Genomic DNA, 26556 nt, shown 5'->3' with positions numbered 1-26556 from the left:
ACCCGGGCCGGGGTCAGGTCGCCGGGACGCCGTGGAGGCGCAGGCGGGCCATGCCGCCGTCGGGGTAGATGTCGAGGCGGACGTGCGAGGCCACGCGGCCGGCTTCGAGGCGGAAGCGGTGGCGGGTGTCGGGCTGGAGGCGGGTGCGGGGCAGGAGCTCGAACCAGTCCGCGTCGTCGTGGGGCCCGCCGCCCGTCAGGTCGGCTCCCCGCAGCGAGGCCGCGCCGGGGGCGTTGTAGACGAGATTGGCGGTGTCCAGCTCGGCGAGCTGGATGACGCCCGGGACGGCCAGGCGCACGGTCAGCCAGTCGTTGCCGCCGTCGCGGCGACGGGCGGTCTCCCAGCCCTCGCCCTGGTGCCGGGCGAGCCCGGGGGCGATGACGTTGGCCGGCGAGGAGTAGAAGTCGTCCGAGCAGCCGGTGATCACGGCGCCGTTCTCCAGTGCGGCCAGGTCGATCGTCATCCCCGCGAACATCGCCAGGTCGGGCACGACCTCGCCGTGGACGCGCAGGCGCGAGACGCCGCCGTCGGGGAAGATGTTCAGCCGCACGTGCGTGAAGACGTGGTCGCAGGCGACGGGGAACTCGTGCAGCGCGTCGCCGGTCAGGGGGCTCCTCGGCACGATCTCGGTCCACTCGGCGTCGCGCACCTCCTGGACGGACGGGTGCCCGCCGGCCGCGCACGCCTCCACCGAGGCGTAGGGCGGGTGGTTGCCGGTGAACCACGCCGTGTCGACCACCACGCGGCGGACCTTGCCGGGCATGCCGAGGCGGACGATCGCCCAGTCGTGGCCCTCGTCCCGCCGCCGCCGGGTCTCCCAGCCGTCGTAGACCTGGCCGCGCGGGCCGAAGGTCTCGGGCTGGAACACCGGGCGGCCAGGGCGGATCAGCGCCTGCCGCTCGGCGAACGACTCGTCGCTGGCCGCCACCACCGACCCGCCGTACGTGCGCAGCGCCAGGTCGGGCATGCGCGCGAGCGCCGCCAGGCGCGGGGGCCGGGACGCGGAGGCCGGGCCCGGGTGCGACGGGGGCGGCGGGGTGGGTGTGGTCATATGAGCTCTCCGAACGGCGGGGTGGCGTCGGTCACGGGGCGACCGCGCAGCCAGGTGGCGCGGACCACGCCGGTCAGGGTGCGTCCGTGGTAGGGGGTCACCGGGTTGCGGTGGCGCAGGCGCCCGGCCTCGACGGTGAAGGTCGCGGTGTCGTCGAAGGCGCACAGGTCGGCGTCGTTGCCGGCCGCGATGGCGCCCTTGGCGGCGAGGCCGGCCAGGCGGGCGGGGCCGGAGGCCATCCAGCGGGTGACGTCCGCGAGGGTGTGCCCGCGCTCGCGGGCCTCGGTCCAGATCGCGGGCAGGCCGACCTGCAGGGACGAGATGCCGCCCCAGGCCGCGGCGAAGTCGGGGACCTTCAGGTCCGGGGTGGACGGCGAGTGGTCGGACACCACGCAGCTCAGGACCCCGGCGGCGAGGCCCTCCCAGAGGCGCTCGCGGTTGCCGGCGTCCCGGATCGGCGGGCAGCACTTGAACTCCGGGCCGCGCACCTGCTCGGCGGTGAGCGTGAGGTAGTGGGGGCAGGTCTCGGCGGTGATACGGACGCCGTCGCGCCGCGCCGCTTCCAGGGGTTCGAGGCAGTCGGCCGAGGAGACGTGCAGGATGTGGACGCGGGCGCCGGTCTCGCGGGCGCCGGCGATGACCCGTTCGACGGCCCGGCGTTCCGCCTCGCCGGGGCGCGAGGCGAGGAATTCCGGATATGTCGGGCCGACGGGGTCGGTGAGCAGCACGGGATCCTCGGCGTGCACGATGAGCAGCCCGTCGAACGACGCGATCTCGCGCATGGCCTCGGCGAGCCCGGCGGCGTCCAGCGGCGGGAACTCCTCCACCCCGGAGGGCGACAGGAAGCACTTGAACCCGTACACCCCGGCCTCGTGCAGCGGCAGTAACTCATGAACGCTCCCGGGGACGGCCCCGCCCCAGAAGCCCACGTCCACGGCGCACCGCCCCCGGGCCGCCGCCCGCTTGACGGCGAGCGCCTCGGGGTCGACCGTCGGGGGCAGCGAGTTGAGCGGCATGTCGACGATCGTCGTCACCCCGCCCGCCGCGGCGGCCCTGGTGGCGGTGGCGAACCCCTCCCACTCGGTGCGGCCGGGCTCGTTGACGTGCACATGGGTGTCCACCAGGCCGGGCAGCAGGCACACGTCCCCGAGATCGGCATGGCCGGTGTGCTCGCCGGCGGCGGCCGGGTCGTCGTACGCGAGCACCGCGGCGATCCGGCCCGCGCGGACGGCCACCGCCGCGGGCCGCTCCCCGCCGGGGAACACCACCCGCCGTGAGCGCACGATCAGGTCGAACGGCTCGTCCTCGGGCGTCCCGTCTCCGCTCCAGCCGGACATGGTCATCGCGCGCTCCCGCCTGTGATCATGTACAGGGGTCCCCCAGGGGGCCGGGGGACGGCTCGGGGAGCCAGTCGGCGGCCACGGTGGCGGCGAGGCTCTGCAGAAGCGGCCCGGCCTGCGCGATGCAGCGGGAGACGTCCTGCTCGATGTCGGTCAGGGCGAAGGCGGACCGGATGCCGGCGCGGCTCAGCTCCTCGGCCGTGAGGGCGCGCCGGCCGCAGACGGCGACCACCGGCACCCCGGCCCGGGCGGCGGCCGCGGCGACGCCCATCGGGGCCTTGCCGCGCAGGGTCTGGCCGTCCAGCGAGCCCTCGCCGGTGATCACGAGCCGCGCGCCGGACAGGCGCTCGGAGAACCCGAGCAGGTCCAGCAGCAGGTCGATGCCGGGCCTGAAGCGGGCGCCGAGGAAGGCCAGGGCCGCGAAGCCCACCCCTCCCGCCGCCCCCGCGCCCGGCTCGTCGCGGACGCGCACGCCCAGCTCGGCCTCGGCGACGTCCGCCCAGCGGGCCAGGCCCTCCTCCAGCAGGGCCACGCCGGCGGGATCCGCGCCCTTCTGCGGCCCGTACACGGCCGCCGCGCCCTCCGGGCCGAGCAGGGGGTTGTCCACGTCGCCGGCGACGACGAACTCGACGCCCCCGGGGCGCTCGAAGCCCGACAGGTCCAGGGCGCGCAGCCCGGTGAGGGCGCCGCCGCCGGGGGGCAGTTCGCGGCCCCGCGCGTCCAGCGCGCGTACGCCGAGGGCGCGCATCATGCCGGAGCCGCCGTCGGTGCAGGCGCTGCCACCGATGCCGAGCACCACCCGGCGTGCGCCGTGCCGGACGGCCGCCGCGATGAGATCGCCGGTGCCGTGGCTGGTGGCAGTGAGCGGTTCGAGGCGCCCGCCGGGCAGGCGGTGCAGGCCGGAGGCCTCGGCCAGCTCGACCACCGCGACGCCCTCCCTGAAGGCGTAGGACGCGGTGACGGGCTCGCCGGTCGGCCCGGCGGCCTCGGCCTCGACACGCGCGAACCCGGAGGCGACGGCGGCCTCGACGGTGCCGTCCCCGCCGTCGGCCACGGGCACGCTCACGACCGCGACCTCCGGGCGGGCGGCGCGCAGCCCCGCGGCGACGCGCGAGGCGACCTCGACCGCGCTGAGCGAGCCCTTGAACTTGTCGGGGGCGACGAGCACGTGTCCCGTCACGAGTGGACCTGCTTGCTCACGGTGAATCCCCTTTCGGCGGCCAGCCGGGTGAGGCGGTGGTGGGCTTCGGCGCCCGCGCGGCCGGCCACATCATGGGGTACGGTGCGCAGCTCGCCGTCCTGGACGATGGTCTCACCGCCCACCAGGACCCGGGCGACCCGGGGGGAGCCTCCGAAGACCAGCGCGCACAGCGGGTCGGCGACCGCCGCCGCGAAGCCGTCCACCCGCCACAGGACGATGTCGGCCAGCTTGCCCGGCTCCAGGGAGCCGATCTCGTCCTCGCGGCCGAGGCAGCGGGCGCCGCCGAGCGTGCCGATCTCCAGGGCCTGGCGTGCGGTGAGCGCCGCCGGGCCGTACCGGGCGCGCTGGAAGAGCAGGGCCTGGCGCATCTCGCCCGCGAGCGGCGTGAGCTCGCTGGAGGCGCTGCCGTCCACGCCGAGCCCGACGGTGGCCCCGGCGCGCAGCATCTCCGACACGCGGGCGATGCCGGCCCCGAGGCGGCCGTTGGAGCTCGGGCAGTGCGCCGAGCCGGTGCCGGTGGCGGCGAAGCGGCGGATGTCGCGGTCGTGCAGGTGGACGGCGTGGGCCACCCAGACGTCGGGGCCGAGCCAGCCGAGCTTCTCCATGTAGTCGACGGGTGTGCAGCCCATCTGCGCCAGGCAGTGCTCTTCCTCCTCCGCGGTCTCGCAGAGGTGGGTGTGCAGGCGCACCCCCTTGGCGCGGGCCAGCGCGGCGGACTCGGTCATCAGGTCGGCGCTCACCGAGAACGGCGAGCAGGGCGCGACGGCGACGCGCAGCATGGAGCCGGGCGAGGGGTCGTGGTAGGCGTCCACGGCCTCGGCGGTGGCGGCGAGGATCTCGTCCAGGCTCTCGACGACCTCGTCGGGCGGCAGCCCGCCCTGGGAGACGCCCCGGTCCATGGAGCCCCGGCACGGGTGGAAGCGCAGGCCGACGTCGCGGGCGGCCTCGATCTCGGCGGCGAACAGGTCGCCGCGGCCCTTGGGGAAGATGTAGTGGTGGTCGGTGGTCGTGGTGCAGCCGGACAGGGCGAGCCAGCCGAGCCCGGCGGTGGCCGCGCCCGCGACGATCCCGGCGTCCATCGCCGCCCACACCTGGTAGAGCGCGGTCAGCCACTCGAACAGCGTGGCGTCCTGGGCCACGCCCTGGGAGGCCCACTGGTAGAGGTGGTGGTGGGTGTTGACCAGGCCGGGGGTGGCCAGGCAGCCGGAGCCGTCGATCCGCGTCGCGCCGGGGACGTCCGGGGCCGGGCCGGGGCCCAGCGAGGCGACGCGGCCGTCGCGGACGTGGATGTGGCCGTGGGCGATGTCCGGGCCGACGACGGGCGCGACGGCGACGTTCTCGATCAGGACGTCCGCCGGAGGGGTCACCTGCGGCCCGCCTTCCGCGCGGCGGCCAGGCGGACGGCGTCCAGGATCTTCTCGTACCCGGTGCAGCGGCACAGGTTCCCGGCCAGCGCCTCGCGGATCTCCGCGTCGCCGGGCTCCGGGACCCGGGCGAGCAGGTCGTGGGCCTGGACGAGCAGGCCCGGCGTGCAGAAGCCGCACTGCACCGCCCCGCACTCCAGGAACGCCTCCTGGAGCGGGTCCAGCCGGTCGCCGTCGGCGAGGCCCTCGACCGTGCGCACCTCGCGGCCCTCGGCCTGCCCGGCGGCGACCAGGCACGCGCAGACCGGCACGCCGTCGAGGTAGACCGTGCAGGAGCCGCACTCGCCCTGCTCGCAGGCGTTCTTGGAGCCCGGCAGGCCGACGCGCTCGCGCAGCACGTACAGCAGGCTCTCGCCCTCCCAGACCCCGTCGACGGCCTCGGCGCGGCCGTTGACGGTCAGGTTCACGCGCATGCCTCCACCTGCTTCCGGTAGTCGTTCCACGCCCAGGTGAGCGTGCGGCGGGCCATCACGGCGACGGCGTGACGCCGGTAGGCGGCCGTGCCGCGCACGTCGTCGATCGGCGAGGCCGCCCCGGCCGCCAGCTCGCCGAACCGCGCCCGCGCCCGGGGGTCGAGGGCCGCGCCGCCCGTCCAGTCGAGCTCGGCGGCGAGGAACTCCTCGGCGGCGTGGGCGCGGCGCGGGGTCGGGGCGGCCGAGCCGATGCCGGTGCCCGCGCGCCGCTCCTCCGGGTGCAGGGCGAGGGCGAAGGAGCACACGGCGATGACCATCGCGTTGCGGGTGCCGACCTTGGAGAAGTACTGCGGGCCGCCGGCCGGGGCCATCCAGAAGGCGCGGATCAGCTCGTCGGGGGCGAGGGCGTTGCGCTTGACGCCGAGGTAGAACTCGGCGGCGGGGATCAGCCGGGTGCCGCGCGCCGCCGACTCGGCCTCGACGACGGCGTCCCCGGCCAGCAGCGGCGGGTGGGCGTCCCCGGCAGGGGAGGCGGCGCCGAGGTTGCCGCCGACCGTGCCCCGGTTGCGGATCTGCGGCGAGCCGACCGTGCGGGAGGCCTGGGCCAGGCCCGGCAGGGCGTCCCCGAGCTCGGCGACGACCCGCGCGTACGGCACGCCCGCGCCGACGCGCAGCCGTCCGTCCGCCGCCCGTTCCCAGGTGGCGAGCTCGGGGATCGCGGTGAGGTCCAGCAGCGCCCCGGGGCGCCGCACGTCGAAGTTGATCTCCACCATGACGTCGGTGCCGCCCTGGATGGGCACCGCGTCCGGCCGGTCCGCCCTGGCGGCGAGGGCCTCGGCCCAGGTCGCGGGTCGCAGGAAGTCCATCAGCGCTCCCCCGCTAGTCCCAGGCCGGGCCGGCGTCCGGCGCGGCGTCGTCCAGCACGGTCCCCTCGATCAGCCCGTACGGGCGGTCGGCGGCGTAGTAGACCTCGTTGTCGTTGTCCAGCCCGAAAGGCGAGAGGTCGACGAGGAAGTGGTGCTTGTTGGGGAGGGAGAGCCGGATCTCGCAGACCTCCGGGCGGGTCTCCACCACCCGTGCCCCCATGGCGTACAGCGTCTGCTGGAGCGACAGGCTGTGGGTGCCGGCGAAGGCGTCGATCAGACATCGCCGCACCTCCTCGTGGGACTCCCCGAAGTCGTAGTCTCCGAGCGTATCCGGAGAAGTCCGGCCGTCCGGCGGCGCGGTGTGGCGCCAGCGGGCGGTCACGGCGGTGGCGAGGATACGGTCGGCGGCCGGGGGCAGGGTGGTGTACTCGTCGCGGGCGAAACCGTGGAACTCCGAGCCCGTCGTGTTCAGCAGCACCAGCCCCTCCAGGCCGGAGACCACCGTGGTCGTGCCGTCCCGGTCGTGGTGCACCACGCAGGTGCGGACCTCGCCGGAGGACCGCGCGAACGAGTGCGGGCCGCGCCGCTCCCAGCCGTACTCCTCGACCGACACCCGCGCGTGGTGGATCGCCGGCTGGGAGCCGACGAAGTGGCGGGCCAGCAGCGCGGCGAACTCCTCGATCTGGGTGATCCCATGCTTCTTGGCGAAGGCGTAGACGGTGTTCTTCTGGGAGTCGGTCGGCAGGACGGCGGCGTTGTCGCCGGTCAGGTGGACGTCGCGCATGTCGCCGGACAGCGAGACGCCCACGTTGCAGTCCTTCAGGCGGTGGACCTCGCCGTCACGGGTGACGCGGACGACGCGGGTCTCCGCCTTGCCGTAGCGGTTCGGTCCGAGCACGGCGGTCATCGCTAGCTCCCACGGTAGGTCGAGTAGGCGTACGGGCTGAGCAGCAACGGCACGTGGTGGTGCTCGCCGGGGTCCTCGACGGCGAAGGTGACGACCACCTCCGGGTAGAACGCCTTCACGCCCCGCGCGGCGAAGTAGGCGCCCGTGCCGAACACCAGCCGGTGCACGCCCGCGCCCGGCTCGCCGGCGGGCAGCCAATCGCGCAGCCGGCCGTCCGCGTCGGTGACGCCCTCGGCGATCAGGCGGTCTCCGCGGTGAAGGGCCACGGCGACCCCGGCCGCGGGCCGGCCGACGCTCGCGTCCAGGACGTGGGTGGACAGGCTCATCGGCCCTCCCCCTGCCCGGCGAGCAGCTTGGCGACCCGCAGCCTCGTGATCGCGGCCAGCTCCTCCCGGACGACCGCCCGCTCGGCGGTCTCGTCGTTGCCCAGCCGTCCCTCCAGGCGGTCCAGCATCTCCGCGGCCGTCAGGCCGGTGGCGCAGACGAGGTAGACGTGGCCGAACCGCTCCTCGTACCGCGCGTTGCCCGCCGCCAGCGCCGCCAGCACCTTCCGGTCGGCCCCGGCCGTGCCCGCCTGCTCCTGGCGCGACCAGGACGCCTCGCGCTCAGGCCCGCCCGCCCGCTCACCGACGCGCGGGTGGGCCTCCAGCGCCTCCCGGACGTCCGGCCAGGCCAGCGCGCGCACCGCGCCGACGGCCGCGGCGGTGAGCGCGGCCTCGTCGTCGTACGGCCGCCCGGCGGCGACCGCGCGGGCGAAGGCACGCGAGGCGCAGCAGGCGAGCAGCTCGCGCTCGGCCTCGGGCGGGGTCAGCGCGTTGAAGCCCGCGAGGCCCTCGGCGGGTGTCACGTTCGGCATGGAAGCAAGTAGACCTTCGGCGGCGGCGCGGGTCCAGCGGCAGGAGCTCCCAAGCGGGCCAACGCCTCGCCACGAGTTTTCGTGTCATGCTCCAAGTCACCGGCGAGAGGCCCGCGTACGGGCAGGTCACCACGCCGTCTCCCCTAGGCTGTGGCCATCATGACCGCACCTTTCCCACCCTCGAAACCCTCTCCCAGCCCTCTGATCGGCGGGCACGTCCTGGTCGCGGGCGGCCTCGCCACGGGCGGGCTGAAGTACGCGGCCGACATCGAGGCCGAGGTCGTCCAGGTGTTCGTGACCAACCCGCGCGGCTGGGCGCTCAACGACGGCAAGCCCTCGGAGGACACCGCGCTGCGCGAGTCGCCGCTGCCGGTGTTCGTCCACACGCCCTACCTCGTCAACGTGGGGTCGCCGAACGCCGACGTGCTGCAGAAATCGCTCCAGTCGATCCGGCACGCGCTGCGGCGCGGCGTGGAGGTCGGCGCCCTCGGCGTCGTCGTGCACACCGGGTCGTCCGTCACCCAGTCCCGCGAGGACGCGCTGCGGCAGATCCACGACCACCTGCTGCCCGTCCTGGAGGAGATCCCCGACGACGGCCCCGACCTGCTGCTTGAGCCGATGGCCGGCCAGGCCAACATGCTGTGCGCCACCGTGCAGGACCTCGGGCCCTACCTGGAGACGCTGGAGTTCCACCCGCGCGCGAACGTCTGCCTGGACACCTGCCACGCCTTCGCCGCCGGCCACGACCTGGCGGCGCCGGGCGGCGTGACGGCCATGATGGACGCGCTCCACGCGATCGCGCCGGGGCGGCTGAGGCTGCTGCACGCCAACGACTCCAAGGATCCGTGCGGCTCGGGGCGCGACCGGCACGAGAACATCGGCAAGGGGCTGATCGGTGCGGCGGCGTTCGGCGAGCTGCTGGGCCACCCGGCCGCGGCCGGGGTCCCGCTGTGCATCGAGACCCCCGGCAAGGTCGAAGGCCACAGGAACGACATCCGGCTGCTGAAGGGCCTGCGCGACGGGCTCACCTGAGCCGAACGCCCAGGGAGCCGGCGGCGCGTGCGTCCGCGCGGGGTGTGGCGGGGCGGCGGGGTGTGGCGGGGTGTTCGCCGGCGTGATCCGGCCGCCCCCCTTGGGCCGGATCACCGCGTCGTCCTGGACGCCGGATGGCGAACACCCCGCCCCGCCGAGACCGACGGGCCCTACCCCCCGGTGAGGGCCCGGCGGCCCAGGGCGGCGGCCGCCTGTTTCACGCGCAGGTGCGGAAACCAGGCGGGCGCCGTCGGGTTCGCGTGTCCGGGGTGGGTCCGGCCCCCTCGGGTCGGACATCTCCCTCGGTCACGCACTGTGGTCTTTCGCTGGGGACGACATTACGTTGGGTCATCGGCGCCGTGCGGCCACTTGGCGGCCGTCTCGCCGAGCGGTCACTGGCCCGCGCCATGCGGACCGCCAGACCACGACGAACGGTGTCCCGGCGTCGCCGAGCGGCGGTACGGGGGCTCGCGGCGCGCGCTCACGGCCGGTGCGACCCGGTTTCGGGGCCCGGCGGCGGAACCTGCCGGGGCACGCTGCCGGGCGGGGGCGCCTGCCGGGGGTCCTGCGGGCCGGGCGGCGGGGTACGGAACTGCCGGACGAGCTGCTCGCGGACGCGGCGGGTGTGCCGCCTGCTCACGGGCAGCGTCGTGGCGCCCACCCGCAGAACGATGCGTCCCTCGTCGAAGCGCATCTCGGTCACGTGCCGCGCCGACACCAGCGTGCTGCGGTGCACCCGGATGAACCCGGAGGCGGCCCAGCGCCGCTCCAGGGCCGCCAGGGACATGCGCACCAGGTGCGTCCCCTCGGCGGTGTGCAGGCGCACGTAGTCGCCGCTGGCCTCGGCGTAGGCGACGGCGTGCTGCGGGACGAAGCTGGTGCGCCCGCTGAGCTCGACCGGGATCACGTCGTCCATGGGCGCCTCGACCATCTGCGGGCCGTACACCGCCGACTCCAGGCGCCGCACGGCCTCGGCGACGCGGTCGGGGCGCAGCGGCTTGAGCAGGTAGTCGACGGCCTCCAGCTCGAAGGCCTGCACCGCGCGGTCGTCGTGCGCGGTCACGAAAACCAGCCGGGGCGGGCTCGGGAACGCGCCGACGAGCCGCGCGAGGTCGAGCCCGTCCAGGCCGGGCATGCGGATGTCGAGGAAGACGCCGTCGAGCCGCTCGCCGGCGCCGATCATCGCGACCATGTCCTGAAGCGCCGCGACCCCGTCCGGGGCCGTCAGCACCTCCTCGACACGGCTGTCCTGCCGGAGAAGGTAGGCGAGCTCCGACAGCGCGTGCACCTCGTCGTCGACCGCCAAGACACGGAGCATGGCCCTTACGCTGCCGCCCGGACGGGCTCGCGGGCAAGACCCCTCTTCACTTTGTGCGGTTGATCGACTGCGGTTAGTCATGGCTTGGGCGCATTTTCGGCACGCGCATGCGCACCGTCGTCCCCTCGCCGGGCGCGGTGTCGATCGTCAGCCCGTATTCCTGGCCGTAGATCTGGCGCAGCCGCACGTCCACGTTGGCCAGGCCGATGCCGCCGCTGTCCCCGCTCGGCGGCTCGCCGTCGAGCATCTCGCGCACCCGGTCCGGCTCCATGCCGGCGCCGTCGTCCTCGACGGTGATGTGCACCTCGCAGCCCGCGTCGCGCACGACGACGTTCACCTCGCCCGTGCCTCCCCTCCGGCGGATGCCGTGGGTGATGGCGTTCTCGACGAGGGGTTGCAGGCACAGGAACGGCACGGGCACCGGGAGCACCTCGGGGACGACGTCCACGGCGTAGCGCAGCTTCTCGCCGAACCGCGCCCGCTCCAGCAGCAGGTAGCGGTCGACGCAGGTCAGCTCGTCCGACAGCGTGGTGAAGTCGCCGGCGCGGCGCAGGGCGTGCCGGGCGAAGTCGGCGAAGTCGAGCAGCAGCTCGCGGGCGTGGTCGGGCTCGGTGCGGGTGAACGAGGCGATCGTGGCCAGGGAGTTGCAGACGAAGTGCGGGGAGATCTGCGCCCGCAGGGCCCGCGTCTCGGCGGACAGGGCCCGCCGCCGCGTGGCGTCCAGCTCGGCCAGTTCGAGCTGGCCCGACGCCCACTGCCCGACCTCGGTCGCGGCCCGGACGAGCGCGGCGTCCACGTCGGGGTCGTAGACGGCGAGCGCGCCGATGACCCGCCCGTCCACGGTCAGCGGGACCACGACGGCGCTGCGGACCGCGCAGTCCTCGGCCTCGCAGAACAGCTCGTCGCCCGCCACCAGGTAGGGCCGCCCGCCCGCCAGGACGCCGTGGACATGGCCGAGCAGGTCGCGGGTGTGCGCCTCGGTGGGGGGCTCGCGGGCGCCGTCCCAGGCCAGCACCTGGTCCAGGGACGTCACCGCGAGCGCGGAGGACCCGACCAGGGAGCGCAGGTGGCGTACGGCCCTGCGGGCGGAGTCACGCGCCAGCCCGGCGCGCAGGTAGGGGGCCGTCATGGCGGCGAGGTGCAGGGTGGCGAAGGTCGCGTCCTCCCGGGGGGCGCCTCCGCGGGCGGCGGCGCCGCGGCGGCCCAGGCCGTAGGCCACGAGCCCGCTCAGGACGTATAACAGTACCCAGCCGGTATCGAGCATGCGGGCAACCGTAATCGGTCACGTAACGTGATCGTGCCCGAACTACGAAGGACCGTCCCCGGCATCCTCCTGGTAGGAGTACCGCTGCTCGCGCCAGGGATCGCCCACATTGTGGTACCCGCGTTCCTCCCAGAACCCGCGCCGGTCCTCGACAAGATATTCGACCGCGCGCACCCATTTCACGCTCTTCCATGCGTACAGGTGTGGCACGACGATGCGGACCGGGTGGCCGCGCTCGGGAGTGAGCGGCTTGTCGTCCAGTTCCATGGCGAAGAGCGTGGAATCGCAGGCGAAGTCCGACATGCGGAGGTTCGCGCTGTAGCCGTACTCGCCCCAGACCATGACGTGCCTGACGCCCGCGGCGGGCGGGACCGCGCTCATCAGAGTGCCGGCCGAGACGCCGCGCCACTCGTTCCCCATGAGCGAGAACTTCGTGACGCAGTGGAAATCGGCCAGAACCGTCACCCGCGACAGCGCCGAGAACTCCGGCCAGCTGAAGCGGGCCTCGTCCCCGGAGGCGGTCGCCCCGAAGACCATGAAGCTCCACCGCTCGGGCCGGAACTGCGGGACCCGGCCGTAGTGGATCACCGGGCGGCCACGTGGGACGTACTGCCCCGGGGGCAGTCGGGACTCCTCGCTAGGATCCGGCACGCAGCAATCCTGCCATCGCGCCGGTAACCGCGCGTCATCGGCACCCCTTCAGCCATGAACGAGGACGTCACGCGTGCCTTCGCGTCAGGTGGACACCATCTCGCGGCAACCGTCCCCTTCAGCCGGCTTCTGATAGAGGTGAACCCGGAACCGGGTGTCCACGCCCCGGGCATGCCGGAGGGGCGGGGAGGGGCCGGGGCGGTCTTGGGCATGCGCTAGACTCCTCGGCATGCACGCAGCGCAGTGGTTTTGGTATGGCGACGGACCCGTGGAGGTGGCCGTTCGCCGTCAGACGCCGCGCTGACAGGTAGACGTCGGTCGAAGGCCCCGGGTCCGCAGGGATCCGGGGCCTTCGCCGTTCCCGGGCCCGCGCGGGCACCGGCCGCCGAGATCACAACGGACCAGCACGACAAGCGGGTACAACGCCAGAAGGGGCACCCACCATGGTCATCGTCATGAATCCGGACGCCACCCGCGACGACGCGGACGCCATCGTCGCGCTGATCGCCGCGGCGGGCGGCGAGGCGTTCGTCAGCCGCGGTGTCAGCCGCACGATCATCGGACTCGTCGGGGACGTCACCCACTTCGAGACGCTGAACCTCAAGAGCATGCCCGGCGTGGCGGACGTCGTGCGCATCTCGACGCCGTACAAGCTCGTCAGCCGGGAGAACCACCCCGAACGATCTACCGTGCGGGTGGCCGGAGTGCCGATCGGACCCGACACGGTCACCCTGATCGCCGGGCCCTGCGCGGTGGAGACGCCCGAGCAGACCCTCGAGGCCGCGCTCATGGCACGGGCGGCGGGGGCGACGCTGCTGCGCGGCGGCGCGTACAAGCCGCGCACCTCGCCGTACGCCTTCCAGGGCCTCGGCGAGGCGGGCCTGAGCATCCTCGCCGACGTGCGCGCCGAGACCGGGCTGCCGATCGTCACCGAGGTCGTCGACGCCCACGACGTCGAACTGGTCGCCTCCTACGCCGACATGCTGCAGGTCGGCACGCGCAACGCGCAGAACTTCGCGCTACTGCAGGCCGTGGGCGCGGCCGGGAAGCCGGTCATGCTCAAGCGCGGCATGAACGCCACCATCGAAGAGTGGCTCATGGCGGCCGAGTACATCGCGCAGCGCGGCAACCTCGACATCGTGCTGTGCGAGCGGGGCATCCGCACGTTCGAGACCGCCACCCGCAACACCCTGGACGTCTCGGCGGTACCGATGGCGCAGCGGCTGTCCCACCTGCCGGTCATCGTCGACCCGTCCCACTCGGGCGGGCGGCGCGACCTGGTGCTGCCGCTCACCCGCGCGGCGGTCGCCGTCGGCGCCGACGGCGTGATCATCGACGTCCACCCCCACCCCGAGCAGGCCCTGTGCGACGGCCCGCAGGCGCTGGTGCGCGACGACCTGGAGGAACTGTCCCGCGTCATCCGCGACTTCGCCCCCCTGATGAACCGCGCCCCAGCCACCCCCGCCGAGCCGAGCCTGGTCGCCTAGGAGGCCCGCCCGTCATTCGCAGACGCCGACGTCCATCGTCCCCATGAGCTGGTGCCCCCTCGCCTTACAAGCGAGGGGCCACCAGCCCACGTGCACAAAGACGTCTCAGGGGCGAACCGTCCCGTCCCGGAAATGGTCCTCGCCTCCGGCTCGGGCTGTTTTCCTCGGGCCTCCGGCTGCCTCCGCAGGGGCCCGGCCCACGTCGCTCTCACCCCTCATCCGGCATCGCGGGCGGACCCGTGCAGAGAGACCGGTACGCCGCGCTTCGGCCTGAGACTGCTCATCCAGCCGTACCGCGAGCTCGGCCAGGGTGTCGGCGCCCAGGACGTTACGGATGCCGAACCGCTCAGCACGAGCCGACCAGGAATGACGCCGGATCGCGATCCACCCGCCGAAGAAGTCCATGATCTGCCAGGTACGCCCGTGGCGCTGTTGAAGCTGGGCAAGGGCCGGAGCGCTCACCGCGTCAACTGCCAGTCCTTGGCTCGGCCCAGCACAAAGGCCAGCGCCAAAGCCCCCTCAGACACCGGGAACAGGTAGTACCTGTCACCGTCCGCCGGGCGCACCGAGTAGGCCGGCTCACTCGTCCCCCGGACGACCGTCACCGACGCTCGCACCCGCCCATCGGCCCCGCGTACTTCCAGCACCGGAGGGACGTACTCAGGTGCCGAGTAGTCCTCGAACCGCAGTCGGAGCCGAATGACCCGGACTACCCGGCCGATGATGCCGTGCTTCCGGAGTGCGTCACCGAGCCCGCCGGCCGCGGCTTTGATGTTGCGGACGGCTTGGGTGGTGGTGCGCCGGACGATGCGGATGTCGTCGGGCAGCTCGATGGTCAGGGGAACTCGGCATGTCTAGTCCCATGAGACACCGTGCACGTCAGCGACAACCTCTGCAAGGTACGCCAGTGACGCCGTTGAAGCCGGGCGAGGACCGGAGCGCTCAACGCGTCAACCTCCGGTCCTTCGCCCTGCCGAGCACAATGGCCGGCGCCAACGCGCCCTCCGAGATCGGGAACAGGTAGTCCTCGATCATCGGTCCGGTTCACGTGACGGGGGTGTGTCAGGGGATTAAAGTCACCGGCGCCAGCCGTGCCGCCGGCGGTAGCGGGGAGGCCTTCGGAGAGGCCTGAAAGGCCTGTATCGCGAGAGCGGCGAAACGCCGGGAGGCGGCGACCGCGGCGGCCGGTGAGGCGGCGCGGATACCGCCGTTGGCCATGATCATGAGGACCAGGTCGTCCAGGACGAAGTCGGGGCGCAGGCGGCCGGCGTCCATGGCGCGGCGGGCCAGTCGGGCCATCGAGCGCAGCGCGTATTCGCGATTCGCGGCGAAATCCATCGCGTTGGGGAAGGCCGACATGAAGGCCGCGGTGAAGCCCCGGTCGTGGGCGTGCAGCTCACAGATTCTCTCGATCACAAGGCAGAAGCCGTGCCACGCATCGGGGTCGGCGAGCCCCTCGTCCACGATGGCGCGGCACGCGCGCATCTGACCCGCGAGGGCCTCGGTGACCAGCGTCTCCTTGGTCGGGAAGCGGCGGTACAGGGTGGCGGGGCCGACACCTGCGCGCCGGGCGATCTCCCGCATCGGCACGTTCAGGCCTTCGGCGGCGAACACCGCGCGGGCCGCGTCGAGGATGAGTTCGCGGTTGTCCCGGGCGTCGGAGCGCAGGGTGTGAGGCAAACGGCTGGTCACCGCTCTCACTTTAGCTAAACGGACGATGGCGTCCGGTAGCGTCCGCGTGCATGAGAGCTTCGCGACTCTCCACGGACCTCTGGCGTCCGCGGCGTCCGGGCGGTGCCCGGACCGGTCCCGATCGATTCCAGAACATCGATTCCAGAACACGGAGACGACATTGAAGGCAGTTGCGATCCAGGCGTTCGGAAGTCCCGAGGGCCTCGCGGTCGTCGACCTCCCTGACCCGAGTCCCGCTGCCGGGCAGGTACTGATCGCCACCGAGGCGATCGGCGTCGGCGGCGTCGACACCATGATCCGAAGCGGTGCGCTCGCCGCCTACGGCTTCAGGGAAGGTCACGTCCTCGGCAGCGAGATAGCGGGCACCGTGACCGCGGTCGGCGATGGCGTCGACACGTTATGGGCCGGCCGGCGCGTCTGGGCGTTTACCGGCATGGGCGGCTACGCCGAGCTGGCGATCGTCCCGGCCGAGAGACTCCTCCCCCTCCCGGCGGGCATTTCGGCCGCCGACGCGGTGACGCTCGGGAGCTCCGGAGTGGTGGCCCACTTCGGCCTTCGCCATGCCCGCTTCGCTTCCGGCGAGTCGGTGCTGGTGCGTGGCGCGGCCGGTGGGATCGGGATCATGACGGTCCAGCTCGCGGCTCGCGGTGGTGCCGGCACGGTGGCGGTCACGACGTCGTCGGCCGAGCGCGGCGATCGGCTGCGCAAGCTCGGCGCGACCCACGTGCTGGACCGCTCCGGCGGGGGAGGCGAGGACGCTCCGGCGGGCTACGACGTCATCATCGACATCGTCGCCGGCGCGCGCATGCCCTCGTTCTTCGCCAGGCTCAACCCGAACGGCCGAATGGTGGCCGTCGGCGCGGTCGCGGGCCACCCGCCGGCGGACTTCGGCATGGAGATGTTCGCGGCGTTCCAGAAATCGATGTCGTTCGCGACCTTCAGCGCGGCCACCGTGGCCGAGCCCGACCGGCGCGCCGTGACCGCCGAGCTGTTCGCCGCCGCGGGTCGCGGCGAGCTGCACTCGGTGGTGTGCGAGCGGCTGTCCCTGGAGCAGGCCGTGCTGGCTCACCGGAAGATGGAAGCCGGCGACGTGTTCGGCAGGATCGTCCTCGCGCCCTCGGGGAGCCGGACCACGCCGCGGCCAGCGGATGGGTACGACCCTCCCCTGGCGCAGGGCGGTCCGAAATCGAGTTGACCGTGCCGGTGGCCGATGGCGACCCTCGGGGGCATGGATCTGTGCGTCGTCACGCTGGCCGAGCGGCCTGAGTTGGCATCCCTACTGTGGGAGATGGCCGAGACCTGGCCCGCCTTCATGAAGGAGGACCCGGCGGCCGACCTGGTCTACCCGGTCGCGGCCACCGAGTGGGCCGAGTTCACGCTGGCCGCGGTGGACGGCGACGGCCGGTTGGTGGCGCGGGCGCTGTCGGTGCCGTTCCTGCTCGGTGGAGACGAGCTGCCCGGGAACGGGTGGGACGGCGTGTTGTGGCGGGCCGCCAGGACGCGGCGGCGGGGCGACGTCCCGGACACCGTCTCGGCGCTGGAGATCACGGTCCGACCGGACGTGCAGGGCAAGGGGCTGTCGGCGGTGATGCTGGCGGCCCTGCGCGACCAGGCCGCCCGCCTCGGGTTCGCCCGTCTCGTCGCGCCGGTGCGGCCCAGCGGCAAGCACCTGCGCCCGCGCACACCCATGGTCGAGTACGCGGCCGAGCGCCGGCAGGACGGCCTGCCCGCCGATCCGTGGCTGCGCGTCCACGCACGGGCCGGTGGGGTCGTCGGGGAGGTCGCGTCCCGGTCGATGACCATCGCGGGCACGCTGCGGGAGTGGCGCGCCTGGACCGGGCTCCCGTTCGACGCGACCGGCGACGTCGAGGTGCCCGGGGCCCTCGTCCCCGTCCACTGCGACACCGCCCACGACCACGCGGTGTACGTCGAGCCGAATGTCTGGGTCACCCACGCCCTCCGATGAGAAGGGCCGGACATCCGGGTGACCCCGGACGTCGCCACAGGCTCGCGATCCAGGAGGGCCGTACCGGAGAAGCCCGCGCGGTGCTGGGTATCGGGCTGTTCACCGGTCTGATTCCGTTTTCGGGGGATTTTCGTGTTGTGGCTGTGGCCAGAGGTCCCGGTGCGTTCGCGGGTCGACGCCTGGGCGTTCGCGACCTGGCTGGAAGAGGGTGCGTCAGATCGATGAGCGCTCGCGCGGGACGCCGGGGTCAGGCGGGGTGTCGAGTTTGTACTCCTGGATCGAGGCGGCGAGCTGGACGGCGAGTTCTTCGGCGTCCAGGCGCTTCTCTATCTGGCGGAGGTCGGCGATCTTGGCGCGGGTCTCGGCGCGGCGGGGGGCCAGCAGCGTGCAGCAGTCCTCGTCGGGGAGTTCGCTGATCGCCAGGGTGCCGATGCGGCGGGCCTCGGCCATGATCTCGGTCTTGTCCATGCCGATGAGCGGGCGCAGGATCGGCATCGCGACCGCGTCGTCCAGCGCGGTGAGGTTCTGCAGGGTCTGGGAGGAGACCTGGCCGAGGGAGTCGCCGGTGATCAGCACGTCGCGCCGCAGGCGGTGGGCGACCTCTTCGGCGGTCTTGAGCATCAGGCGGCGCTGGGCGACGACCTGCAGCCGGTCGGCGCCGGAGGAGCGCAGGGACTGCTGTGCCTTGCCGAACGGCACCACGAACAGCCGCGCGCGGTCCTGGAACTTGGCCAGGGCGCGCACCAGCGCGTACGCCTTGTAGATCGACTCCGATGTGGTGAACGGGATGCCGGAGAAGTGCAGGAAGTCGACGCTGAGACCGCGGCGGAGCATGCGGTAGGCGGCCACCGGCGAGTCGATGCCGCCGGACATGAGCACCAGGCCGCGCCCGCTGATGCCGACGGGCAGGCCGCCCTGGCCCGGCAGGCCGTCGGTGAAGACGAACACCTCGTCCCTGTCGACCTCGATGTGGACGGTGAGCTCGGGGTTCTTCAGCCGCACCGGCAGGCCGTACTTGTCGTTGATCTCGCCGCCGACCACGCGGTCGAGCTCGTTGGAGCGCAGCGGGAACCGCTTGTCGCGGCGGCGCGAGCGGACCGCGAACGTCGCCCGCCGCTCGATCAGCTCGGTGCGCCCGGCGACCAGCTCCAGGGCCGCGGCCGTGACGGCGTCGGGGTCCTTGGCGACGCGCCAGGCGCGGTGGATCCACACCAGGCCCATGACGTCGGCGAGGCGCTCGGCGACGGTGTCGGCGACGTCCACGCTCGTGCCCTCGGGCAGCAGGATCGCGATGACGCCGTGCCGCTGGCGGACGTCGGCGCGCACGCCGGAGCTCTTCAGCGCCGACTTGATGTTCGCCTGAAGCCGCCGCTCGAACAGCTCGCGGTTCTTGCCCTTCAGGACGACCTCGCCCAGCTTCAGCAGGACGCAGGGCTCGCCCAGAGCTGAGGGGGGCACGACGGACATACGGAGGCCTCCGGGCATGAGGGTCGGGATCGGGCGCGCGCCGGGTGACGACCGTTCCGGCGTGCGGCACCACTCAATTTATCCCGGATGACGACCTGCCGGTCCCCCGGACCTCCCGCCGGCCCCCTCACCTGGAGGTGACAGACCCGGCCTCGGCCACACCCGGGAACGAGAACGCCTCCGGCCCCTGACGGGCGGCCGGAGGCGTACGGTCGCGGCGCGCCCGCCGGGGCGGGCGCCGGCGATCAGCCGAAGAAGACCTCGGCCTCCTCGTACCGGGACACCGGGACGGTCTTCAGCTCGGAGGTCGCCGCGTCCAGGCCGACGCGGACGATGTCGGTGCCGCGCAGCGCGACCATCTTGCCGAAGTCGCCCTCGTGGGCGGCGTCGATCGCCTGCAGGCCGAAGCGGGTGGCCAGCACGCGGTCGTAGGCGCTCGGGGTGCCGCCGCGCTGGACGTGGCCGAGCACGGTGGTGCGGGCCTCCTTGCCGGTGCGCTTCTCGATCTCGCGGGCGAGCATCTCGCCGATGCCACCGAGGCGGACGTGGCCGAACGAGTCGAGCTCGCCGTCCTGCAGGGTCATCTGGCCCTCGATCGGGTGGGCGCCCTCGGCGACGACGATGATGGGCGAGTAGCGGATCTTGAAGCGGCTCTCGACGTAGGCGCAGACCTTGTCGATGTCGAACGGCTTCTCGGGGATGAGGATGACGTTGGCGCCGGCCGCCATGCCCGCGTGCAGGGCGATCCAGCCCGCGTGGCGGCCCATGACCTCGCAGATCAGCGCGCGGTGGTGGGACTCGGCCGTGGTGTGCAGGCGGTCGATCGCCTCGGTGGCGATGTTGACGGCCGTGTCGAAGCCGAAGGTGTAGTCGGTGGCGTTGAGGTCGTTGTCGATCGTCTTCGGCACGCCGATGACGTTGACGCCGCGGTCGTAGAGCTGCTTGGCGACGCCCAGCGTGTCCTCGCCGCCGATCGCGATGAGCGCGTCGATGCCGCCCTCGGCCAGGTTGGCCTTGATGCGGTCGACGCCACCCTCGATCTTGATGGGGTTGGTGCGCGAGGAGCCGAGGATGGTGCCGCCGCGCGGGAGGATGCCGCGGACGGACTGGATCTCCAGCGGCATGGTGTCGCCTTCGAGCGGGCCGCGCCAGCCGTCGCGGAAGCCGACGAACTCGTGGCCGTAGACGCCGATGCCCTTGCGGACGACGGCGCGGATGACCGCGTTGAGCCCGGGGCAGTCGCCGCCCCCGGTCAGTACTCCGATGCGCATGGCTGGTTCCTCCCGATGGGGTTCACAGTCAGACTATGTTGAGCTCCGCGGCCATCGACTCGCCTTCCGCCGCCGGAGCGCCCGATGTCGTCGAGGTCGCCGATGTGGCCGCCGCCGCATGGCATTGTGCCGCAGGCGCCAACATTGGTCTAGACCAAGCGGTTAGACCGTACCGTACGCGGCGCGGCGGCGTGAAACGGGCCGCTCAGGCGGGCACCACGAGGACGCACGACGGGCTGCCGACCTTGAACCCCTCGCCCGTGACCTGGGGGACGCCGTCCCTCAGCGCGAGCGTGGCGACCTCGTCGGAACGCTGGTTGGCGACGTACATGCGGTCGCCGTCCAGGGCGAAGTGGCGGGGCCACAGCCCGCCGGACCCGACCTCGGCGACCGGCGTGAGCCCCGGACCGTCCCCGCCGGCGAGGGCGAAGACCGAGATGGTGTCGGGTCCGCGGTTGGCGACGTAGAGGTGGCGGCCGCCGGGGGCGATCTCGATGTGCGAGACGTGGTTGCGGACGGAGGACCGGCTGGCGGGCGTGCGCCCGATCTCGCGCCACGCGGAGTCCAGGACGGTGATCATGCCGTCCAGCTCGCCCGCGACGTACCAGCGGTCGTCGTGGCGCGCCATGTGCCGCGGGCCGGAGCCGGACGGCAGGCGCACGGGCCCCTCCGGGTGGGGCTCGGGCCCGGCGCCGATCAGCCAGCGGCGGACCTCGTCGGTGCCGAGGTCGGTGACGTGCAGCGTGCGGCCCGGGCCGAACACGGCCTGGTGGGCGTGCGGCTCGGCCTGGCGCACGGGGTCGGGGCCGTGGCCCTCGTTGGGGAAGAGCCTCGGGCGGCCGTCGAACAGGCCGGAGCTGCCGAGCCGGTACATCGCGACGGTGCCGTCGCCGTAGTTGGCGACGGCGAGCCACGTGCCGGTCGGGTCGACGGCCAGGTGGCAGGGGTAGGACCCGCCGCTGTTGCCGTCGGCGAGCAGCTTGGGGCCCTCGGGGTCGGCCGAGTAGGCGGCGACGCCGCCCTCCTCGCGCTCCAGGACGGCGTACAGGACGGGCAGGCGCGGGTGCATGGCCAGGAAGGACGGGCCGGGCGCGGAGGTCTCGGCGATCGCGGTGAGCGCGCCGCCCTCCCGCCGGGCGACCGTGAGCCCGAGGCCGGTGCCGCCGGTCTCCGGGGTGTATCCGCCGATGTAGACCACCTCGTGGCCCGCGGCGCGCGTGCCGTTGCCTGAAGTCTCCGAAGTCCCCGAAGTCATGGCACCGACGATAGCGCCCCGCCCTCTCCTTGATCCTCGTTGTCGCCACATGGATCGTCCGGTGCGTCCCCGTCCCGCATCGGATTTCGCTTTTCCCGCACGGAGCCCGGCGTTTCCACGGCGCCGGGGTCTGGATCTTCGGCACCTCAATATGTTTGACTCGGTCAACGAATCCGCTGATTGGAGCAAGCGATGGATGAGCTCGTCACCGAAGTCCGCGCCTTCAACCGCTTCTACACGCGCGTGATCGGCGTCCTCGGCGCCAGAATGCACGACACGCCGTACTCCCTGACCGAGGCGAGGGTCCTGTTCGAGCTGCGCGCGCACGAGGAGATGGAGACCGGCGAGCTGCGGCGGCTGCTCGGCCTGGACGCCGGCTACCTCAGCCGCATGCTGGCGCGGTTCGAGTCCGGCGGGCTGGTCACGCGGGCGCGCTCGGCCGCCGACGCCCGGCGGCAGGTCCTGCGGCTCAGCCCCTGCGGCCACGAGGTGTGGCGGACGCTGGACGCGGCGTCGGCGTCGGACGTGCGGAACCTGCTGACGTCCCTCGCCGGGGAGGACCGGCGGCGGCTGACCTCCAGCATGGCCGCCATCCGGCGCGTCCTCGGCGACGGCGACGGCGGCGGGCCGTGCGTCATCCGCCCGCCCCGCCCCGGCGACCTCGGCTGGATCGTCCACCGGCACGGCGTGGTGTACGCCGAGGAGTACGGCTGGGACGAGACGTTCGAGGCGATGACCGCGCGCATCGTCGCCGACTACGTCCAGCACCACGACCCCAAGCGGGAGGCGTGCTGGATCGCCGAGGTGGACGGCGAGCCCGCGGGCTCGATCATGTGCGTCAGGGAGGACGACCGGACGGCGCGGCTGCGGGTCCTGCTGGTCGAGCCGTCCGCCCGGGGCATGGGCCTCGGCGGGCGCCTGGTCGAGGAGTGCCTGGCCTTCGCCCGTCGCGCCGGGTACGCGCGCATCGTCCTGATGACCGTCGACGCGCTGGCCGCCGCGCGGCGCATCTACCAGCGGGCGGGCTTCACGCTCGACGAGCAGCACGACGAGCGCTCCTACGGCGCGGACGTCACCGTCCAGAGCTGGTCGCGGGACCTCTCTGATCCGGAGCCCCGCGCGCAGCGGCTCTGAACGGCCCTCGGCGGCTCTCAGCGGCTCTCCGCGGCTCGAAAGGAAAGGCTCGGGAAGGGACTCGGGAAAGGGCTCGGTGAAGATCGGCAAGCCTCGGCAAACGCCGGGCAAGGCCTCGGTCTCGCCTCCCGCGCCGCGCCCGGGCCGGGGCCGGCGGGCTGCGATCATCGTGCGGGCGCCGCGTCGCCGGATCCGGGGACGTCCGAGCCCGCCGCCCGGCCAGGGGAGCCGCCGTTGACCTCGTTGATCATCTCAGCCCCGCCCGCTCCGGCGATCAGGACGCGCAAGGCGCTGGTCTTCCTCGACCGCGAGGGCGTTCCGAGGGCCGCCGGGGCCGACCGCAGGCTGGTGCACGCGCTCACCGCCGAGGGGTACGCCGTCGAGACGGCCGAGGGCGACGCGGCCGACCACGGGCGGGTCGGCGCCTTCCTGGACACGGTCGAGCCCGGCGACCTGCTGCTCGTGCGCTGGTCCACCGAGTCGGGATGGGGGCGGCGGGAGTTCGGCGCGCTGATGGACGAGTTCGCCGGCCGCGTCGAGCGCTCCGACGGAGCGGCGCTGCTGCTGATCGTGGACTTCGGCTGGCTGGTGAGCGCGAGCCCGGGACCGCCGCACGAGGCCACCGGCCGCCTGCCGGTCCGCGGCGAGCCCGTGGTGGCGGCCGCCGCCCTCACCACCAGCGCGCTCGTGCCCGCGCGGCACGGCCGCCCGGTGTCGCTCACCGGGATCCTCGCCGACGGCATCCTGTCGGGTGAGGCCGACCTCGACCGCGACGGTACCGTCTCCGTCGGCGACCTGTTCCGCTACGCGCAGGAGCGCTGCGCCGGCCTCGGCGCGGACCGCGCGCCGTTCCTGCTGACCTACGGCGAGGGCGAGCTGATCGGCGTCGCGTCGCCGCGCCGCGCCGTCCACGATCTCGGCGAGGAGTTCGGGCCCGCGCTCGCCCGCCTGGCCGTCCTCGGCGACGCCGTGCCGCCGATGTCGGCCGCCGAGCTGGTGAACCGGATCTACGAGGTGCACCTCGGCCCGGACGCCCGGCAGTTGCTGCGCCGGGCCGCGCTGCTGGAGGAGGACGAGCCGCTCACCCCGGAGGTGGCCCGGCTGCTCGCCGAGGGCGGGCCACCGGAGGAGGCCCTGCGCGAGCTGCGCGCCTGGGGGCTGCTCGGGCGCGACGCCCCGCTTGCCGCCCCGGCGATCCGGCACGGCGTCGCGGGCAGGCTGGAGGCGGGAGAGCCGGCGCACGTGTCGGCCCTGCTGCGCCGCCGCCGCGCCGCCGCCCGTCCCGTACGGCCCCGCGCGCGGCTCACCGGCGACCGGTGGACGCTCCAGGACCGGCTCGGCCACCGCGTCCACGCCGAGGCCGTCGCCGCGTTCATCCGCCACCCCGACACCCGCCCGCCGCTCACGATCGGCGTCAAGGGCCCGTGGGGGGCGGGGAAGACCTCGCTGATGCGGATGATCCAGGACCTGCTCGACCCCGGCGCGGCCGAGGATCGCGCCGCCGAGATCCACCTCGGCGGGCCCGACGCCGCGCGCCGCGCCCGGAGGCGGCGGGGCCGGGTGACCAACGCCGAGGTGCTGGCCCGCGCCAAACGGCCCGAGGAGGAGGACACCGACCGGGCGACGCCCGGCGAGCTGCCCCTGCGGCCCGGCCACTGGCGGCCGACCGTCTGGTTCAACCCGTGGATGTACCAGAACGGCGAGCAGGTGTGGGCGGGCCTGGCCCACGAGATCATCAGCCAGGTCACCGGCCGCCTGCCGCGCGGCGAGCGTGAGCGCTTCTGGCTGACGCTGAACCTGTCCCGGGTCGACCGGGAGGCCGTGCGCCGGCGCGGCTACGGGCTGGCGGCCACGCGCCTGCTGCCGGTCGCCCTGGCGCTGTGCGGGACGCTGCTGTTCACGGGCGCGTCGCTCGCCGCGGGCGCGTTGTTCCCCGCGGTGGGGTCGCTGCTGCGCGGCACGGCCGCCGCCGTCGGGTCCGGCGGGTCTCTGCTGCTCATGGCCGCCGCGGCCGTGCGGCTGACGCGCTTCCTCGGCGAGTCGGCGGACACGGCCTTCCGCAAGCTGGTGCGCCAGCCTGACCTGCTCGGGTCGCCGGCGCAGGCCCAGGAGCTGGCGCCCGATCCCGGATACCGGTCCCGGACGGGGTTCCTGCACCTGGTGCAGACGGACATGCGGCGCGTGCTCGGCATGGTGGCGACCGAGGAGCGGCCGCTGGTGGTGTTCGTGGACGACCTCGACCGGTGCTCACCGGGCACGGTCGCGCAGGTCATCGAGGCCGTGAACCTGTTCCTGGCCGGGGATTTCCCCAACTGCGTGTTCGTGCTGGCGATGGAGCCGGAGGTCGTGGCGGCGCACGTCGAGGTCGCCTACCAGGACCTCGCGCGCACGCTGCCGTCGAGCGCCGAGGAGCGTTCGGGGCTGGGGTGGCGGTTCCTGGAGAAGATCATCCAGCTTCCGCTGAGCGTGCCGCTGCTGGACGACGGCGAGCGGATCCCCGCGTACCTGCGCACCCTGCTGGACGTGCCGCCCGCGCGCGAAGGACCCGTCGCGGAGGCACGGGACACGGCCGGCGCGGGCGGGCGGGCCGCGCAGCCGGATCCGGAACTGGTCGACCGCATGGAGTCCGCGATCAGGGCCCTGCGCCCGACGGCCGAGGACCTCGACGCGGTCGCCCGCCGCGTCCAGGACGCCGTCGGGGCCACCACCGTCCCGGGGACGCCCGGGCCCGGCCTGTTCTCGCGGCGGACGTCGATCACCTTCCTGACCAGGACGGGCCCGACCAGGACGGGAGCCGTGGGCATGGGGGCACCGCGCGGCCGGGCGGCCCGCACGTCCCCGCGAGCGCCGTACGACGCGATCGGCGGGCTCGGCGCGGCGGCGCGGCTGGCGGCCGACCGCGTCTACGACGACATCTACAGCGACGAGAACGCGTACGCGGCGATCGAGCGGGTGCTCCCGGCGCTGACGCTGAGCAATCCGCGCGAGCTGAAGCGGTACGTGAACGTGTTCCGGTTCTACTCGTTCGTCACCTACCGGCGGGCGCTGGCCGGGGCGCCGCGCGCGAGCGACGACGAGGTGGCCAAGCTGGCGGTGCTCACGGTGCGGTGGCCGCACCTGCTGTCGCTGTTCGCCCGCGACGCGGAGGCCCCGGACGGGGAGCCGAACGAACGCGAGGACTCCGAGCCCCCCGGCGAGGGGCGTACCGTCCTGGAACGGCTCGAACGGGCCGCGGCCGTCCCCGGGCGGCGTGAATGGGCCCGCGCGCTGGCCGAGGCGGGGCTGCTCAGGAACGGCAAGGGCGGGGCGGCCCGCTGGGACGCGCTGCGCGTCCTGCTGTCCGCCCCGCCCTCGGTCGCCGGCCTCGCACGCGACCTGCTGTGAGTACCGCCCGCGGGGTCAGCGCTGCGCCTGGATCATCCAGTGCTGCTTCTCCAGGTCCTCGGTGACCTCGATGAGCAGGTCCTGGGTGACGAGGTCGGCGTCCCCGGTCACCTCGATGCGCTCGCGCATGCGGGCGATGATCCCCGCGAGTATCTCGGTGAAGACCGTGACGACCTTGGCGTCCTCTATGTAGCCGAAGTCGAGCTGCTGGACGTGCGTGTCGCGGGCGATCGTCGTAGCGCGCCCGTCCGGGTTCACGCCGACGGCCACCGCGCGCTCCGCCGCGTCGTCGGCGCCCTTGCGGGCCAGGGCGACGATCTCGTCGAGCTGGAGGTGCAGCGACCGGAAGTTGCGGCCTATCAGGTTCCAGTGGGCCTGCTTGCCCACGAGCGAGAGGTCGAGGAGATCGATGAGCGCGCCGTGGAGGGCCTCACCCACGATCTTCTGCTTGTCGGCGGGAAGTGGGCTGGTGATGTGGGCCATGGAGGTTCTCCTCCTCAGAGATAACCGGTTTCGGGGCCTCGTGTCTCTTTCCGCCATAACCGGTCCGGCCCGGGCTAAACGTTGACACTGTAAT

23 protein-coding genes are annotated in these 26556 nt (G+C 73.6%); 6 read left to right on the top strand and 17 right to left on the bottom strand.

Going from position 1 to position 26556, the window contains the following annotated elements; genetic code table 11:
• Nucleotides 1–13: 13 nt before the first annotated feature.
• Genes alc through uraD form a run of 9 tightly spaced genes read right to left on the bottom strand, consistent with a single transcriptional unit; the run spans nt 14 to nt 8058 of the window.
• Nucleotides 14–1051, bottom strand: coding sequence for an allantoicase (alc, locus tag AB0M95_RS09085; protein ID WP_363761412.1), 1038 nt, complete (start codon nt 1049–1051; stop codon nt 14–16).
• On the bottom strand, nt 1048–2394 hold the full coding sequence (gene allB, locus AB0M95_RS09080; RefSeq protein ID WP_363761410.1) for an allantoinase AllB: 1347 nt from the start codon (nt 2392–2394) through the stop codon (nt 1048–1050). Before allB ends, alc begins: the two co-directional genes overlap by 4 nt.
• 19 nt (nt 2395–2413) lie before the next feature.
• Nucleotides 2414–3571, bottom strand: a complete 1158-nt coding sequence (locus AB0M95_RS09075) for a glycerate kinase (RefSeq protein WP_363761408.1) — start codon at nt 3569–3571, stop codon at nt 2414–2416.
• Nucleotides 3568–4959, bottom strand: coding sequence for an 8-oxoguanine deaminase (locus AB0M95_RS09070; protein ID WP_363761406.1), 1392 nt, complete (start codon nt 4957–4959; stop codon nt 3568–3570). Before AB0M95_RS09070 ends, AB0M95_RS09075 begins: the two co-directional genes overlap by 4 nt.
• On the bottom strand, nt 4956–5429 hold the full coding sequence (locus tag AB0M95_RS09065) for a (2Fe-2S)-binding protein (RefSeq protein WP_358513502.1): 474 nt from the start codon (nt 5427–5429) through the stop codon (nt 4956–4958). The genes AB0M95_RS09070 and AB0M95_RS09065 overlap by 4 nt, the downstream gene beginning before the upstream one ends.
• Nucleotides 5420–6295 carry an FAD binding domain-containing protein gene (locus AB0M95_RS09060; protein ID WP_363761404.1) on the bottom strand — a complete coding sequence of 292 codons (876 nt, stop codon included), beginning with the start codon at nt 6293–6295 and terminating at the stop codon, nt 5420–5422. Before AB0M95_RS09060 ends, AB0M95_RS09065 begins: the two co-directional genes overlap by 10 nt.
• Before the next feature lie 13 nt (nt 6296–6308).
• The gene (gene pucL / locus AB0M95_RS09055) at nt 6309–7202 is read right to left on the bottom strand and encodes a factor-independent urate hydroxylase (RefSeq protein WP_363761402.1); all 894 of its coding nucleotides are present in this window, start codon (nt 7200–7202) and stop codon (nt 6309–6311) included.
• Between the two features lie 2 nt (nt 7203–7204).
• Nucleotides 7205–7528, bottom strand: coding sequence for a hydroxyisourate hydrolase (gene uraH / locus AB0M95_RS09050; protein ID WP_358513496.1), 324 nt, complete (start codon nt 7526–7528; stop codon nt 7205–7207).
• Nucleotides 7525–8058, bottom strand: a complete 534-nt coding sequence (gene uraD, locus AB0M95_RS09045; RefSeq protein WP_363761400.1) for a 2-oxo-4-hydroxy-4-carboxy-5-ureidoimidazoline decarboxylase — start codon at nt 8056–8058, stop codon at nt 7525–7527. The genes uraH and uraD overlap by 4 nt, the downstream gene beginning before the upstream one ends.
• Nucleotides 8059–8217: 159 nt before the next feature.
• On the opposite strand from uraD, the gene AB0M95_RS09040 reads away from it, so the two are divergent.
• Nucleotides 8218–9090 (top strand): deoxyribonuclease IV, encoded by an 873-nt coding sequence (locus AB0M95_RS09040; protein WP_363761398.1) that lies wholly within the window; start codon nt 8218–8220, stop codon nt 9088–9090.
• Nucleotides 9091–9571: 481 nt separating this feature from the next.
• Here AB0M95_RS09040 and AB0M95_RS09035 read toward each other — a convergent pair whose 3' ends face one another.
• The 3 genes from AB0M95_RS09035 to AB0M95_RS09025 form a co-directional block, all read right to left on the bottom strand.
• A complete protein-coding gene (locus AB0M95_RS09035; RefSeq protein WP_363761396.1) occupies nt 9572–10408 on the bottom strand; it encodes a LytTR family DNA-binding domain-containing protein in 837 nt (278 codons plus the stop codon).
• Between the two features lie 73 nt (nt 10409–10481).
• Complete coding sequence (locus AB0M95_RS09030) at nt 10482–11672, bottom strand: histidine kinase (protein ID WP_363761394.1); 1191 nt, start codon at nt 11670–11672, stop codon at nt 10482–10484.
• Nucleotides 11673–11714: 42 nt separating this feature from the next.
• The gene (locus AB0M95_RS09025) at nt 11715–12323 is read right to left on the bottom strand and encodes a molybdopterin-dependent oxidoreductase (protein ID WP_363761392.1); all 609 of its coding nucleotides are present in this window, start codon (nt 12321–12323) and stop codon (nt 11715–11717) included.
• A gap of 443 nt (nt 12324–12766) precedes the next feature.
• On the opposite strand from AB0M95_RS09025, the gene aroF reads away from it, so the two are divergent.
• Nucleotides 12767–13810, top strand: a complete 1044-nt coding sequence (aroF, locus tag AB0M95_RS09020; RefSeq protein ID WP_363761390.1) for a 3-deoxy-7-phosphoheptulonate synthase — start codon at nt 12767–12769, stop codon at nt 13808–13810.
• A 1062-nt stretch (nt 13811–14872) separates the two neighbouring features.
• Here the strand turns inward: aroF and AB0M95_RS09015 are convergent.
• A complete protein-coding gene (locus tag AB0M95_RS09015) occupies nt 14873–15502 on the bottom strand; it encodes a helix-turn-helix domain-containing protein (protein WP_363761388.1) in 630 nt (209 codons plus the stop codon).
• Between the two features lie 160 nt (nt 15503–15662).
• Between AB0M95_RS09015 and AB0M95_RS09010 the strand changes: the two genes are divergently transcribed.
• Nucleotides 15663–16697, top strand: coding sequence for a zinc-dependent alcohol dehydrogenase family protein (locus AB0M95_RS09010; RefSeq protein WP_363761386.1), 1035 nt, complete (start codon nt 15663–15665; stop codon nt 16695–16697).
• Nucleotides 16698–16730: 33 nt separating this feature from the next.
• Complete coding sequence (locus tag AB0M95_RS09005; RefSeq protein ID WP_363761384.1) at nt 16731–17468, top strand: N-acetyltransferase; 738 nt, start codon at nt 16731–16733, stop codon at nt 17466–17468.
• A gap of 213 nt (nt 17469–17681) precedes the next feature.
• On the opposite strand, the gene thiI is transcribed toward AB0M95_RS09005, so the two are convergent.
• The 3 genes from thiI to AB0M95_RS08990 form a co-directional block, all read right to left on the bottom strand.
• A complete protein-coding gene (gene thiI / locus AB0M95_RS09000; protein WP_363761382.1) occupies nt 17682–18935 on the bottom strand; it encodes a tRNA uracil 4-sulfurtransferase ThiI in 1254 nt (417 codons plus the stop codon).
• A 245-nt stretch (nt 18936–19180) separates the two neighbouring features.
• Nucleotides 19181–20206, bottom strand: coding sequence for a 6-phosphofructokinase (locus AB0M95_RS08995; protein ID WP_363761380.1), 1026 nt, complete (start codon nt 20204–20206; stop codon nt 19181–19183).
• Between the two features lie 205 nt (nt 20207–20411).
• Nucleotides 20412–21461, bottom strand: coding sequence for a lactonase family protein (locus tag AB0M95_RS08990; RefSeq protein ID WP_363761378.1), 1050 nt, complete (start codon nt 21459–21461; stop codon nt 20412–20414).
• 192 nt (nt 21462–21653) lie between these two features.
• Between AB0M95_RS08990 and AB0M95_RS08985 the strand changes: the two genes are divergently transcribed.
• Nucleotides 21654–22595, top strand: a complete 942-nt coding sequence (locus tag AB0M95_RS08985; RefSeq protein WP_363761376.1) for a helix-turn-helix domain-containing GNAT family N-acetyltransferase — start codon at nt 21654–21656, stop codon at nt 22593–22595.
• A gap of 234 nt (nt 22596–22829) precedes the next feature.
• A complete protein-coding gene (locus AB0M95_RS08980) occupies nt 22830–25979 on the top strand; it encodes a P-loop NTPase fold protein (protein ID WP_363761374.1) in 3150 nt (1049 codons plus the stop codon).
• A 15-nt stretch (nt 25980–25994) separates the two neighbouring features.
• On the opposite strand, the gene AB0M95_RS08975 is transcribed toward AB0M95_RS08980, so the two are convergent.
• Complete coding sequence (locus AB0M95_RS08975) at nt 25995–26462, bottom strand: DNA starvation/stationary phase protection protein (protein WP_358513442.1); 468 nt, start codon at nt 26460–26462, stop codon at nt 25995–25997.
• Nucleotides 26463–26556: the final 94 nt, after the last annotated feature.

It is taken from the genome of Sphaerisporangium sp. NPDC051017 (assembly GCF_040683095.1).
GTDB lineage: Bacteria > Actinomycetota > Actinomycetes > Streptosporangiales > Streptosporangiaceae > Sphaerisporangium.
This window is presented reverse-complemented; position numbering and strand designations above follow the sequence as displayed.